Raw genomic sequence first — 13,443 nt, 5'->3', positions numbered from 1 at the left:
CAAATTACTTAGCGATACGCTTGTACTTGATGCGATGCGGCTCTGCAGCCTGTGACCCCAGGGTCTTTTTCAGCCAGTCGGTGTACTCGGTGAAGTTACCTTCGAAGAAGTTCACCTGACCTTCGTCACGGTAGTCCAGGATGTGAGTTGCAATACGGTCGAGGAACCAGCGGTCGTGCGAGATAACCATGGCACAGCCTGGGAATTCCAGCAGGGCTTCTTCCAGTGCACGTAGGGTTTCTACGTCCAGGTCATTGGTCGGTTCATCGAGTAGCAGAACGTTACCGCCCGCTTTAAGCAGTTTCGCCAAGTGAACACGGTTACGCTCACCACCAGAAAGGTCGCCAATCAGTTTCTGCTGATCGCTTCCTTTGAAGTTGAAGCGTGAAGCGTATGCACGTGCAGGAATTTCGAAGTTGTTGATACGGATGATTTCCGCACCTTCCGAAATTTCTTGGTATACCGTGTTTTTGTCGTTCATGCTGTCACGGAACTGATCAACCGATGCAAGACTTACTGTCTCACCCAGTTCAATCGTACCCGCGTCAGGTTGTTCTGTGCCGCTCAGCATCTTAAATAGGGTTGATTTACCGGCACCGTTAGCACCGATGATACCCACAATCGCACCCTTAGGCATGCTGAAAGACAGGTTGTCGATAAGAACGCGATCACCGAACGATTTAGTTAGGTTGTTCACCTCAAGCACTTTATCACCTAGGCGCTCACCTGGCGGGATAAATAGCTCGTTGGTTTCGTTACGTTTTTGGTGATCGTTGTTGTTAAGCTCTTCAAAGCGTGCCATACGTGCTTTTGATTTCGCCTGACGACCTTTTGGATTCTGGCGAACCCATTCAAGTTCTTTCTCGATCGTTTTCTGACGTGCTTTCTCTTGCGATGATTCTTGCTTCAAGCGCTCATCTTTTTGCTCAAGCCAAGAAGTGTAGTTACCTTCCCATGGAATACCTTCACCACGGTCAAGTTCCAGGATCCAGCCAGCAGCGTTGTCAAGGAAGTAACGGTCGTGGGTAATCGCAACAACAGTACCGCTGTAGTCAACCAGGAAGTGCTCAAGCCATGCAACCGATTCAGCATCCAGGTGGTTCGTCGGTTCGTCAAGCAGTAGCATGTCCGGCTTGTCTAGCAGCAGGCGACAGATAGCAACACGACGACGCTCACCACCAGACAGGTGTTTGATTTGTGCATCCCATTCAGGAAGGCGAAGGGCATCAGCAGCACGCTCTAGTTGCATCTCCAGGTTGTGGCCATCTTTGGTTTCGATCAGCGCTTCAAGTTCGCCCTGTTCTTTGGCCAGAACGTCGAAGTCTGCATCTGGTTCTGCATAAGCGGCATAAACTGCATCAAGGCGAGTCAGTGCATTTTTAACATCAGATACTGCTTCCTCAACAACTTCACGGACGGTCTTTTCTTCATCCAGAACCGGTTCCTGTGGCAGGTAACCTACTTTCAGACCCGCTTGTGGACGAGCTTCACCTTCGATATCGGTATCGATACCAGCCATGATACGTAGCAAGGTCGATTTACCCGCACCGTTCAGGCCAAGTACACCAATTTTTGCACCTGGAAAAAAGCTTAGGGAAATATCTTTCAGAATTTGGCGCTTAGGCGGAACGATTTTGCCAACGCGCGACATGGTATAGACGTATTCAGCCATATCCGTTTGTAATCTCTAATCTAAAGGGAAAGGAGGTATTTTACCTGTTCTGGACATAAGTTTAACAGCATTGTTCATCATTAGCGTTTAAGATGAATAAATACCAGTCTGATCTTGGCTGCCGTTTCGGTAGTTCCGGGATGATGGAAAACAGTACTAGGAATAAAGTGCAGTTGAGTGCATATTTATTAGCTGGGTATTTCTATAGGGATGGAATCGACTGGAGTGGAATTGTACTGTGACTTGCTATTTTATCCGTAAGGCGTTTTCGGTCACCGTAACGGTGCTGTGCTTGCTGGCCGGGCCGCTTAGCCAGGCTGCTTCGCTTGATCAGCAGCGTCAATGGTATGAAGAGGCAAAAGAGGCGCTGAGTGACAACAATGAGAAGGACTTTCGTCAGCTGCGTGAAAAGCTGGGCGATTATCCGTTAGTTCCCTACCTTGACTATCGTGATTTTTCTCGCAATTTGACACAGAAAACCCCTGCGCAGGTTGAGACCTTTATTAAGGAATTCGAGAGCCTGCCATTTAGCGAGACCGTTAGGGAGCGCTACCTCCAACATCTGGCCGATTCCGAGCGTTGGCAGAATTTTGTCGATGTCCAGCCGATGCCGCCGCGTGATGAAGTGCTGAGGTGTCACTATTATTATGCCCAGAGCAAGCTCGGTAATACAGAAGTTGCCTGGCAGGGCGCCGAGTCATTATGGTTGACCGGCAAGTCTCTCAGTGATGCCTGTGATCCCCTTCTGACAAAATGGCAAAAGGCCGGCCAGCGTAGCAATAATGTTATCCTCGACCGTATGCTGCTGGTTTATGAAGAAAAAAATCGTAACCGTCTTAAATATCTCAATAAACAGTTATCCAAAAGCGGGAAGGGGCAGGGTAAGGCGGTGCTTGAGCTTTACGATAGCCCCGATCGGGTTGGTGACTTTGCCAAACGTAGCAAGGTGACACCTTTCAACCAGAACCTGACGATTATTGCTTATAAGCGGCTGGTGCGCAGTGATGTGCGAGAGGCTGTTAGGCAGTATGAGTGGACGATGAAAGGGCAGCATTTTTCTGCTGTCAAGCGCCAGCTGATGGCCGACTATACCGCCAGCAGGCTTTTCTCAACTGATGATAAAGAGTTGATCCGCTGGCGTGACAAGAAGCTGACAGGCACGCGAAATGAATCGTTGTTGGAGCGCCGGTTCCGGTTGGCAATCCGCCAGGCTAAGTGGCAGGAAGCCAAGGGGTGGATGACGCGCTTGCCCGATGAGGCCAAAAAATCTATTCGTTGGACGTTCTGGCAGGCCAATTTTCTGGCCAGGGAAGGGAACAATAAAACGGCTGATGAGCTTTACCGTTCCATTTTAGGTGAGCGTAACTATTACAGTGCGGCGGCAGCCACCATTCTGGGTAAACCGATCGTTTATCCTGTTAGGACGTCTGATAGTTCAGTCGATCATCACCATGAATACACGGATTCACTCGGGCGGATCAAGGAGTTGATAGCGTTGGACAAGTTGTTTTCCGCTAACCGCGAGTGGGAATACCTGCTTGATAGGATGGATAATGATGAAGTGGTGATGCTGGCCACTTATGCTGCGGCGAATAAGTGGCACCATATGGCCGTTCAGGCAACCATTTCCGGCCAGTTGTGGGATTATATTGAGCTACGTTTTCCGGTCGCCCACAAATGGTGGTTCGATTTTTTCAGCAAGAAGCGTGGCTTGTCGGCTACCACGATGATGGCACTGGCGCGTCAGGAAAGTGCACTAAATATCGAGGCGATCTCGCCGGTTGGAGCCCGGGGGCTGATGCAGCTGATGCCTGCCACGGCCAAAGAGACGGCGAAAAAGCTGGGGCGAAACTATCAGGGTAAGAAGAGCCTGTTTGATCCCGGGGTTAATATTCGCCTTGGTAGCGGTTACCTGAAGATGATGCTGGAGCGTTATGATGATAACCGGGTGTTTGCGTTTGCTGCCTATAATGCCGGGCCTACCCGCGTAACACGCTGGCGTCAGAAAACCGATGAACAGCTGAATGTATATGAATTTATCGAAGCGATTCCGTTTGCTGAAACCCGGCGATATGTGCAGAACATTTTAATGTTCGAGGTGTATTACGGGGATCTGATCGGCAAGAAAACGCCATTGCTCAAACCTAACGAGCTGGATGCAAGGTACTGATTGTCGGCTTGGTTGTACGTAAATAACAGGATAGAATCCGGTGCTGAGAAAGGTACTCATTGATGAGGTTTAAATGTCTTCCACCCCAGAAACTCCAGAATTCACTGAATGGCAGCAAGTGATTGATATTTTGCGTCAGGCTGCGTCTGAGCAAAAAGATGACACTTTACTGAAGTTGCTACTGACGCCGGATGAGCGAACGGTATTGTTGTCCCGGGTCAATATTTTTAATGAGTTGCTAAATGGTGAGCGGAGCCAGCGAAAGATCAGTGAGTTGTTAGGTGTCGGTGTTGCAACAATCACTCGTGGTTCAAATGAGCTGAAGCATCATGATGAGGCGACCAAGGTGTGGTTGGCACAGTTGCTACAGCAGCAGAGTACTAAATAGCGGAACATATTGCTCAAAACCAAATCAACCCTGCCCAAACGGCAGGGTTTTTATTATCTGGCAAATATTCAGGCTGGAAATAGGTCTTGGTTCATGAATGGGATCAGAGCCAGGATCAATGCTTGCTGGTAAACCGAGCTGCGGCTGAGTTTATGGTTAGTCAGCATAGCGATTGCCCCGCCTTTTTGCTTGACGTTGGTCTGGTTGAACATTTCATCCATGACATCCCCAAGCTCGATGCCCTGGTGGATCTTATCCAGTGCCTTTGGCGGCAATGGTAAGGATGCCGATCGCGCCTCACCACGCTGAGTGCTGTTTTCGACAACCATCCAGGCAAAGGTGGAATCACCGTCGATACCGGCTTCAATGCTGACATAGTAGTCGGCTTCCGGTACTTGCTTGCGAGCGTTGTTGATCCGGTTACGGGCGCCGGTCAGGGTTTCGTCAGCGCACATAGGCTGATCTCTCACCTCACTGGCGACACTGATCCCCTGGAATGAAAAGGTTTGTGCTGGAAAAGCTGTTGAAAAAGCCTCAGCGACTGCAGATATTTTGGCAGGATTAGCTGAGGCGACGATAACTGATGACATACTATTACCTCCACCCCAGCTATTTTACGGTTTGACGACATGAAGTCACGCATGTAAGGCGACTTATCGGTCGTAAGCCCAATCCGACTGAATGATATACCCGTGGATTTGGAACTCGCCATTGTTCACAAACAGATTTGGAAAATCTGGCTGGGAAGTTGAAAACACAACGCCGTCGGCCAGCTGAGTCATGTGGTAGAAATCAGGCTCACTACCGCGTACTGAAGCGAATACCGGCTGCTTTGGACGGTAGGTCGCTTTGCGCGTCGCAAGCGCATAGCTGCCAACCGGTGCACACTGTGCGATGTTCTCATTATCAACTAACAGTCCCAGGCATTCTTCACGCTCCAGGTGGTGCGGAATAGCACGCTTGCTTACAACATTGACGGTTCCTCCCTGACTATACGTCGTAAAATCTTTACGGTGAATGATCGGGATGTAGGTACTTGTTGAACCTTGGGATGCTTCATCGCTAATAGCGGTGGTCGCACGGGTACCGGTATCAATTTGCCCTGTTAGCAGGTAGCTGATTGATGTACTAAGTGTCATCGCAATTTTTTCAAGCTCGCGAACTTCGATACCGTATTTGCCCGAAAGCTTACGGCTCATTGTACCTTGCTGGAGTTCAAGGGCTTCGCCCAGCTGCTTTTGGCTGATGCCCTGAATTTTGGCTAAACGCTTAATTCTCTCTAAATATTCCATGCTCTCAGGCTTCCTGCTCACAGTGATTGAATGCAAAAATAGGCATTCGTAAAAGTCATAGCCCATTTTACTGAGAACCATTCCAAAGGAATCTATGAAGCATAAAAAGTGCGATTGATTTCGTTAAAGGAATATCCTTGATTGGTATGATGGGTAAAAAAGGGAACAAAATTTTGACGGCAAAATAACGGTAGCGCCAAAAATAAAACTGCGAGCCAGATCAATTTTTGTGGTTTGACCACTTATCAACCAACAACACGTTATCGGATCCTATCAATATTTGCCCTGATAACATCTTATTTGTGAATGGATATATTTTTCGGCGGAAAATATATTATCAGGTCTGCTTCTGTTGAGACTTTGACCGTTTAATATAATCAATCGCGCATAACAGGCTGCTTGCTTTTATTAACTGGCTCACATTACGAATGAAACTTGGCATTTTTTTGACGACCATTACTAATCCGCAAGCCTTAACATTAAGGGAGGGAATGCTTAATGAGTATGAATGGCTGTCCAAGTATGAAGGCAGTGCAACAAAGCGGCTAAATGGTGAAGAAGTTTTGAGTCATTTTGAGAGTGTTTCGCCGAGAGAGTGGCGGTGATTTGCTGGTGGTTATGTTGTGGGGGAATGCGGGGTGTTGTCGTTGTGGGTTTAGCTAGGAGTATCGTCAGCGATAATGACATAGCCAGGGGGGTTGTATTTTGCTGGCCACCGGTAGGGGCACCCAGGATAATTAATGGCAGCACCAGCAGTGCCCAGACTAATCCGGTTCGGTCCACGCTGAGGTTAACCAAGTTGTCAAAGGTACCACTGATCGCCAGTTAGCTTATTTGATGATGGTTTTCAGAGAAGAAAAAACAACTCAAATTAGGGTTACAATACCGATATCAGACGGGAGCATTCAGGTGTCCTTCCCGTTGGTTTACTGTCTCAAATACACGTTTGGCGTGTGCATGTGCCAGAGCGATGGTGTTGGCCAGATCGCCGCCTTCCTCTGGAATTGCATTCATTTCAAATGTGGTAATGGTGTCGATAATATTCACTTCTGCGGCGCGAAACGGGTGCTCATAGGCTACCTGATAGGCTTCAAAAGGCAGGAAGTTGAAGCCATTTTCGCTGTAAGAGTCTTCGGTTGCACCAGCTGTTATCGAGAAAACTACTGGTTTGCCTTTTAGCTGACTGCCTTCCGGACCGAATGCAAAACCGTAAGTGAATACATCATCAACCCACTTTTTCAGCACCGCAGGGTAAGTGCTCCAATAGAGTGGAAACTGTACCACGATAAGATCAGCACGGAGCAGTAAATCCTGCTCGGCCTTAATATTACCGTTAAAGTAGGTGACGTGATTGATTTCCCAGTGCGTTTGCTGAGTCTGGTGAGCCAGAATGGTTGAGTTGGCGACCGATTGAGCCAGGTTTGGGTGTCCATCTATAACGAGTACATTCATGTATGAATCCTTGGGAGCGTTTCTAATGCAATGAAATGCACTAGAATGAATGGTCGAAAGCCTGTTTCTCTGGCTTCATTTGTGGCTTTTAGTTATTGCCAAGGATTATAAGTAGGTAGAAATAGATTAAGGAGGACATTTGTCCTCTCAGACCTGAGGCAGCTCAGAGTATTGATATGAGGCTTATTTTTAGCCGTCAGAGGAGCGGCGTGTAGATCTGGCGGGTAACACAACTTTATTTTCTGCGCTGGCTCGGTGTGATACCACATTGGAACCCTGTCGCCTAGAATCTATATCATGCTGAGGAGAATACAAATTCTGCTTATTCGGGCAGTGCCGGGATGGTAAGTGTTTCGGACGGAGGTTCAGCTCCTCGTTTGGGGGAACTGAAGGTGGTGTAATAAATCTTTCAGGTAATAAAAAGCCCATACAGTGATGGGCTTACAGACTTGGAGCGCTTTACGGAGGTTATGGTAAACAAACTTGTACTAAATTTTCGCCACTAACTTCAAAACAAATAGTGATTGTTCCATTTTTTTCCTTTTTTTGGCTGATACTTACATCCGATTTAGGGAATCTTGCAGCAATGGTCTCTAGAAGATCATTGATTAGATTTTCTTTTTCAGTACCACTGAAAACAGTTTGTGACTTAAGAAACATAGAAACGTAGAACCAAAAATAATGCGTAAATAGTTTAAAAACGACTCATTTTAAAATTTATTAAATTTATAACTCTCTTAATTTTAGAACGTGGTACTTGGCAAACCGTGGCGACTATGTATGATAAATGCTAGCGTTGTTGAGCAAATCAATTGCTAAGCGGATCTGGTTGTAGTGATGGTCTAATTATCCCGGACACCATTTTAGGTGGTAAAGTTACTGCCTAGTTTTAGAGGTGTTCAATGACAAAACAACGTCGTACTTTTTCTGCTGAATTTAAACTTGAAGCTGCCAATCTGGTCCTAGACCAGGACTATACCGTTTCTGGGGCTTCCCGTTCTCTGGATGTGAGTGAAAATGTCTTTCGCCGATGGGTAACAGGAGCGAGGTGGTCAAACGCCATCGAGTAAAGCGCTCACTCCGGAGCAACAAAAAATTCAGGAGCTAGAAGCTCGTATTAACCGCCTTGAGCGGGAAAAGTCGATATTAAAAATGTATGGTCTGCTCCTGAATTGCAAGAGAAGCTCGATTCTAGAAGTCGTTTGCGTCAATGTATCCGGCCTTGATGGGATCCGCACATCACCGTCCTAGTAAAGCTTTCAGTCACGATGGACTGCTTTTTTAGCCAGGCTTCAGTGATGTGGGATTAACGCTTCTTTCATCAGGTTTCTTCCGCAAAACATAGGTTAGCTATTGCTGTTGTGGATGCTTTATACAGCGCTCGGGTATGCCTGATATTCTCGGCCAGAAGTTAATACTTTCCAGCAGATTCGAATGAGTTTATTTGCCAATGCAATCAGAACCACATGGTGATGATGTGAGGCCTCCAGTCTGCCAATCCACTTTCCAAGTGATGATTGCTCTCGATTCATGTGGATTTTCAATGCCTTTGCCCCTTGGATAACGAGCGTTCGTAAGTAGGTGTTACCGCGTCTACTAATGCTCCCGAGGTTAGATTTTCCTCCGGTCGAATATTGCGCTGGCGGGAGTTGAATTATAATGGTAAGTGGCTGAAATTAAGTTAATTTTTAGATTTGTGTTTTTGTGCTTGTTACTTCCTATGTTACTAAAAGAAAAAGTCATCCCCAAAACATGACAAATATGTGATGCTTATCACGATTTGATATACTTCCTATCATACACGAACATAACTAGTGATTCTCGTCGCCTATCTTAAACGTCTAAAGGCTTTTTATCAGGTATCAATTCATGATTGTATTTATTTTCAAGCATCAAGCCGTGTGAATTTTAGACTATATCTTCCGTAGTTATTCTAACCTTAGTGTTGATATATCTGCTTTATCTAGTTCATGACTTAGGTAAATGCTGCTATTCTAGTTATCGTTACTCTTTTGTGTTCAACTGCGATGAGGAAGCTTATTGATGGAAAAAGTGAAACGTAAAGTTCTAGAAAATCCTTTCGGCAAGAAAGAAGGGTTTAGTAATCCAGGGGTAACCTTAAGCCAATCTAAGAAACGTATCATTGCAAAGTTAGAAAAGAGAGGATTAGTTACCTTCTTACGTTAAATTCATTTGTGATCTACATGATGAAAATATTAAGGTAATTAGCGTAAAGAAATAATTCAACTTAATTCCCTGTGGAGCAGGGGATACCTATGCATTAACCTTTCTCAAAGAATACACTTTTGACAAGAATCTTACCTTAAAGAGGCTTTTATACGCTTTAATAAAAAAATCTTGAAAACCATTTTAATGAAAAAAAACTCAATTCGGTTAAGTTGTTGATTTAAAAGCAATACACATTGTGTATTGACATGGGCTAAGCTGTGTTTTTGATATTGATTAAAGTGCTTTTGGTTGAAAAGAGATCTTTTAAGTTATCAAATAGCAACTTGTTTTAATAAAAGTTGATTAAACCAAAGTTATCAGATATAGGAAAAATCAAGCAGGTTCAGGCCATCACTCAAACAAGCTAATTTAGTGTTAGGAAAAGTATGTAAGAAGGTGACATTTTTTTGATATCATGAGCTTAATATGCAGATTACTATTGAAAAATGAGTTCAAAATCAACACATATCCAATGATAATGTGTCATGGCTTGATATAGAAAAACTATAAAGAAAACTGAATACTCAAGTTTTATTGTGATTCATGCTTGAAATAAACACTAGCCCCATTTTTAATCCAAATGGTTTAAATGCCTTATTGATTATCTCTGGTGTATAGTTTCCCTTGTCATTCTCTAGTTCTGAAATGGTTTTACGAGATACCTTCACTAAGTCAGCAAACTCTGTTTGCTTAATATTAAGTACGTGTGTTCTTAATAGCTTAAGAGCTTGACCTTGACTAATCTCTCCATCCGTTAACAACTCATAAATTCTAAGAATATTCGCTTTGAAGTTTTTACGATCTGGTGCTTCAGTCCTACTTGAAACTCGCCGAGTTGTATCAAGCTTTATCTTATTGTCATTGCTATGCTGAGTTTGACTAACATACATGGATTTCTGATCATCTTTTAAATTTAAGATCTTTAGTCTTTTAACAGTATCTTCAACAGTAACGTAATCTGTATTACGATTCCTCTTTTTCGAGTAATGATCATTCATGAGTTAATAACCCCCATTTTTCCAACCTTTTTTCAACAAAATTAAGGCCAATAGCTGGCATATCTAGAATCTGTTTTGGTAATCCTTTATCTTCGAGTCTTTGCCTTAAGCCAATTAATTGTTTTGATGTCTGACATAATGCAGAGATAAGCTTTTCCTGTGGGACTAGATGATTTAAAGCTTTTGAAATACCAATGAAATCATACTCGCCACCTACTTCAAAATCGCGCCATTTGGTTGTTCTTATGATACCTTCTGCATCTGCTTTCATTGGAGCAAAATCGTAAATTGGGGCAAGCCAAATACCATTTTCATCTCTTAAAAACGAAGTATTCCGACCATGGTTGTCGCTATTACCAAACACAATATTCAGAAGATCTCTACGTACCCATTCAATGACAAATTCTTCAATATCAAACTTAAAGCCATTAGCAACCATATTGCTATTGTTAATTATAGATATGATTTTTTCTAAGCAGTCTTGATGATAAAGAGTAGTTCCTGGCTCCGCACCCATCATCGAGTAAACAGATTCCATAGCAAACCGTTTTATCTGGTTGTCTTCAAGAAATTTAATATCAAATCTTGGTAACCATAGGGATGGATAACGCGTACCTTCTTCTAACCTCATATTATCTATAGGAATTGTACTAAAACCCATTTCAGTTAGTTCATGATAGAAATAATACTCGGCTCTTAAGATATTACAGTCGGCTTCTGAACGCTGGCCTCGCGGAAACTTCACAAGGTAGTGTAGATCGCGGCATTCTGTATCATCTTGAAATGTGTCTATCCAAATTTCCTCGTTTTCACTGCATCGCAACAGTAATTTAGGAGCTTCTCCCCCTGCACCTGTTGCACCGCCAGCCGCCGCCCCTTTACTCTGAGCGTACGATAAAAAGTCACCATCTCGTTCAACTACATCTGAAATGGCAAACTTCATTTTTTCAGCAACCTGATTAACTGGAGGAAGAGAATCTTTAATTCGTAGGTTACCGATTGGTGACATTGTTCCATGCTTAAGTAAAACAAATGTCTGTTGGCTAAAACTTAATCCTGCAAGATCTAAATACTTAATCCAGTAGCGGCGGCTCGCACCAGCCGGAACTATATCATCTAAGAATTTTAACCAGCCAGGTGCAAGCCCATGATCATCAAAGAAAAAATTAACAGGATAATTTATAGAGGCTGCGTGATTATTATCAGCCTCAAAAAAGGTTAGTGCATGTTCTGTTGTGTACTCAATAGTGGTGGTTGTGAAGTCACCTTCTGAGCTATTTGGCAGAGTAATAGTGGCAATATCAATCCATTCATTATGCAAAAAAGCTTGAACAACAACCTCTTCCATCAGTACACCTACATCAAAAAACATTATGTGAGATATAATACTCATAAAACAAAAAAACTTCAATTAGTGTGTGGTTTACGTTACATGAGGGTGCTTGGGGTATACATTTATATGTGCGATATATGTTACGTAAATAAAGGTAACAATCTTCTCTGTGCGGTATGTGTTACATTGAAAGGCAGAAATCAATTTTATGTCACTTATATGGATCATATGCTAAGTTCAAGTCGGAAGTGATCCTTAACTGTGTGCTCATGTCACATCGGTTAGTAAGTTGATTGCTTTTGAGTTGGTCTATATGGGTGAGGTTTGCTCGGCTTTGATTAAGGCTAAGTTGCGTGTTTTTAGTGCACTAAAGGAATGCCTGCCACGGTTACACAGATCACGAAGTGGTTGGGATATGGCACTATGGTTTAACAATGAGCGAACTGTGCTGATGAAAAATGCTGATCCTGTGCTTTAGTGCTGTGAACTTAGATGGGGGCGATTGAGGTTGGAAAGTAAGATGCCTCAGAGTTAAAAGCCTTTCTTGAAGACTCTTTGAATCCAGATTATCGAGAGATACTCAAAGCATAATCCAATCAAAAGTCAGACTCTTAATTCTAAGAGGCTTTTATATGCGTTAATAAAAACCACCTATTTAACCGTAACAAAATATCTAATCTTTTGATTTAAAGGTGATACACATTGTTTATTGGCTTTAGCCAAGCTGTATTACTGGCAAAACGGCATGCCGTTTTAGACTTAATATTTTATGTTTTTTCCAATATTAACAGTATATTGCAAGGAATATTAAACAAAAAAAGGTTGGCGCACATGAACGCAAAAATGGATGGTTTATGAACCCATGCCATTTTGCATTCTTAGAAATGATACGTTGCTTTTAACAATGCGATCCTGAACTCAATATCCGTTTCGGTTTGAGACTTTATTTTGGTGGTTTTTCGATTTACCTGTCGCCTGTTAATTAAATGTCACGTCGCAATTTTCAATTCAATAGAATCATTGCTGGTATCGTAAAACACTCGTTAAATGATACCAATTTAAATAACCTGATAGAGGTATCATAAAAATACACTTTCAATTATATGATACCAATGAGATAATGATACTAGGTTTTATGATGCGGAAAATGTATGTCAGGTAGATTATTTGCTTATTGTCGAGTTTCGACAACAGAACAAAACACACAGAACCAAATTCTAGCAATCCGAAGAGCTGGTTATGAAGTAATAGATAGCCGTGTTATTTCAGAAACGGTATCGGGAAGTACTCGTGCTCTTGAACGCCAGCAGTTCAAAAATCTAGTTGAGCATAAACTAGAAAAAGGCGATTCATTAATCGTTTTAAAGTTAGATCGCCTAGGAAGAGATAACATTGATGTACAGCAAACAATAGAGCTGCTATCAGCTAAGGGAATAAAGATAGTCTGTCTTGATTTGCCTGTTTCAGATTTAAGTAGCTCTGAAGGCAAATTAATGCTTCAAATGTTCAGTGCATTTGCCGAATTCGAACGCAATAGAATTCGTGAAAGAACTCAGGAAGGGTTGGCTCGAGCCAAAAACGATGGCAAAAAGCTAGGAAGGCCTAAGGCCATTGAAACAACCAAGGCTGTACAAAGTTGTAAGCTGAATGGTAAGTCCCAAAGTTCAACAGCCAAACACTTAGGAATTGGTATAGCGACAGTTAAACGTCATTGGAATAAAATAATATAATATAATATCGTTCTATTTTCCAGCCGCTTGCGGCTGAAGCGTACGAGTGGAGTTTAATCCAATCCTACACAGGAAAGCTTTATTCTGAGAAAGCTGTCCTATTGCGTATTCCGGCGAAGTTGAACACCGATTCCGGCTGAATGTGAACACTTAACTTTTCAACGTATCACGACAGTTGT

13 protein-coding genes and 1 pseudogene are annotated in these 13,443 nt (G+C 43.2%); 5 read left to right on the top strand and 9 right to left on the bottom strand.

From position 1 onward, the window contains the following. Positions 1–4 precede the first annotated feature (4 nt). The gene (gene ettA, locus Q0852_RS13640; RefSeq protein ID WP_299018793.1) at positions 5–1,672 is read right to left on the bottom strand and encodes an energy-dependent translational throttle protein EttA; all 1,668 of its coding nucleotides are present in this window, start codon (positions 1,670–1,672) and stop codon (positions 5–7) included. A 238-nt stretch (positions 1,673–1,910) separates the two neighbouring features. Between ettA and sltY the strand changes: the two genes are divergently transcribed. After that, positions 1,911–3,842, top strand: a complete 1,932-nt coding sequence (sltY, locus tag Q0852_RS13635; RefSeq protein WP_299018789.1) for a murein transglycosylase — start codon at positions 1,911–1,913, stop codon at positions 3,840–3,842. 73 nt (positions 3,843–3,915) lie between these two features. Continuing rightward, a complete protein-coding gene (gene trpR, locus Q0852_RS13630; protein WP_299018787.1) occupies positions 3,916–4,230 on the top strand; it encodes a trp operon repressor in 315 nt (104 codons plus the stop codon). 68 nt (positions 4,231–4,298) lie between these two features. On the opposite strand, the gene yjjX is transcribed toward trpR, so the two are convergent. The 5 genes from yjjX to Q0852_RS13605 all read right to left on the bottom strand — a co-directional run bounded on the left by yjjX (position 4,299) and on the right by Q0852_RS13605 (position 7,634). Then, positions 4,299–4,820, bottom strand: a complete 522-nt coding sequence (gene yjjX / locus Q0852_RS13625) for an inosine/xanthosine triphosphatase (RefSeq protein WP_299018786.1) — start codon at positions 4,818–4,820, stop codon at positions 4,299–4,301. A 63-nt stretch (positions 4,821–4,883) separates the two neighbouring features. Continuing rightward, on the bottom strand, positions 4,884–5,522 hold the full coding sequence (locus Q0852_RS13620) for a helix-turn-helix transcriptional regulator (RefSeq protein ID WP_299018784.1): 639 nt from the start codon (positions 5,520–5,522) through the stop codon (positions 4,884–4,886). Between the two features lie 495 nt (positions 5,523–6,017). Then, positions 6,018–6,305 (bottom strand): hypothetical protein, encoded by a 288-nt coding sequence (locus tag Q0852_RS13615; RefSeq protein ID WP_299018782.1) that lies wholly within the window; start codon positions 6,303–6,305, stop codon positions 6,018–6,020. A gap of 108 nt (positions 6,306–6,413) precedes the next feature. Then, on the bottom strand, positions 6,414–6,974 hold the full coding sequence (locus Q0852_RS13610; protein WP_299018780.1) for an NAD(P)H-dependent oxidoreductase: 561 nt from the start codon (positions 6,972–6,974) through the stop codon (positions 6,414–6,416). A gap of 468 nt (positions 6,975–7,442) precedes the next feature. Next, positions 7,443–7,634: a hypothetical protein gene (locus Q0852_RS13605; protein ID WP_299018778.1), complete on the bottom strand. Its 192-nt coding sequence runs from the start codon at positions 7,632–7,634 to the stop codon at positions 7,443–7,445. A 242-nt stretch (positions 7,635–7,876) separates the two neighbouring features. Between Q0852_RS13605 and Q0852_RS13600 the strand changes: the two are divergent. After that, a pseudogene (locus tag Q0852_RS13600) lies at positions 7,877–8,126 on the top strand (transposase); the annotation flags it as partial. Positions 8,127–8,344: 218 nt separating this feature from the next. On the opposite strand, the gene Q0852_RS13595 reads toward Q0852_RS13600, so the two are convergent. Further along, on the bottom strand, positions 8,345–8,629 hold the full coding sequence (locus tag Q0852_RS13595) for a transposase (RefSeq protein ID WP_299019028.1): 285 nt from the start codon (positions 8,627–8,629) through the stop codon (positions 8,345–8,347). Positions 8,630–9,017: 388 nt separating this feature from the next. On the opposite strand from Q0852_RS13595, the gene Q0852_RS13590 reads away from it, so the two are divergent. Continuing rightward, positions 9,018–9,161: a hypothetical protein gene (locus Q0852_RS13590; protein ID WP_299018776.1), complete on the top strand. Its 144-nt coding sequence runs from the start codon at positions 9,018–9,020 to the stop codon at positions 9,159–9,161. A 566-nt stretch (positions 9,162–9,727) separates the two neighbouring features. On the opposite strand, the gene Q0852_RS13585 is transcribed toward Q0852_RS13590, so the two are convergent. Both Q0852_RS13585 and Q0852_RS13580 read right to left on the bottom strand, forming a co-directional pair. After that, a complete protein-coding gene (locus Q0852_RS13585; protein WP_299018774.1) occupies positions 9,728–10,201 on the bottom strand; it encodes a helix-turn-helix transcriptional regulator in 474 nt (157 codons plus the stop codon). After that, positions 10,194–11,549: a HipA domain-containing protein gene (locus Q0852_RS13580; protein ID WP_299018772.1), complete on the bottom strand. Its 1,356-nt coding sequence runs from the start codon at positions 11,547–11,549 to the stop codon at positions 10,194–10,196. Before Q0852_RS13580 ends, Q0852_RS13585 begins: the two co-directional genes overlap by 8 nt. Before the next feature lie 1,136 nt (positions 11,550–12,685). On the opposite strand from Q0852_RS13580, the gene Q0852_RS13575 reads away from it, so the two are divergent. Further along, positions 12,686–13,264: a recombinase family protein gene (locus Q0852_RS13575; RefSeq protein ID WP_299018770.1), complete on the top strand. Its 579-nt coding sequence runs from the start codon at positions 12,686–12,688 to the stop codon at positions 13,262–13,264. Positions 13,265–13,443 lie beyond the last annotated feature (179 nt).

The organism is uncultured Photobacterium sp., assembly GCF_947502415.1.
GTDB lineage: Bacteria > Pseudomonadota > Gammaproteobacteria > Enterobacterales > Vibrionaceae > Photobacterium.
Note: the sequence above shows the minus strand (reverse complement) of the source record. Positions and strands in the feature narration are given on the sequence as shown.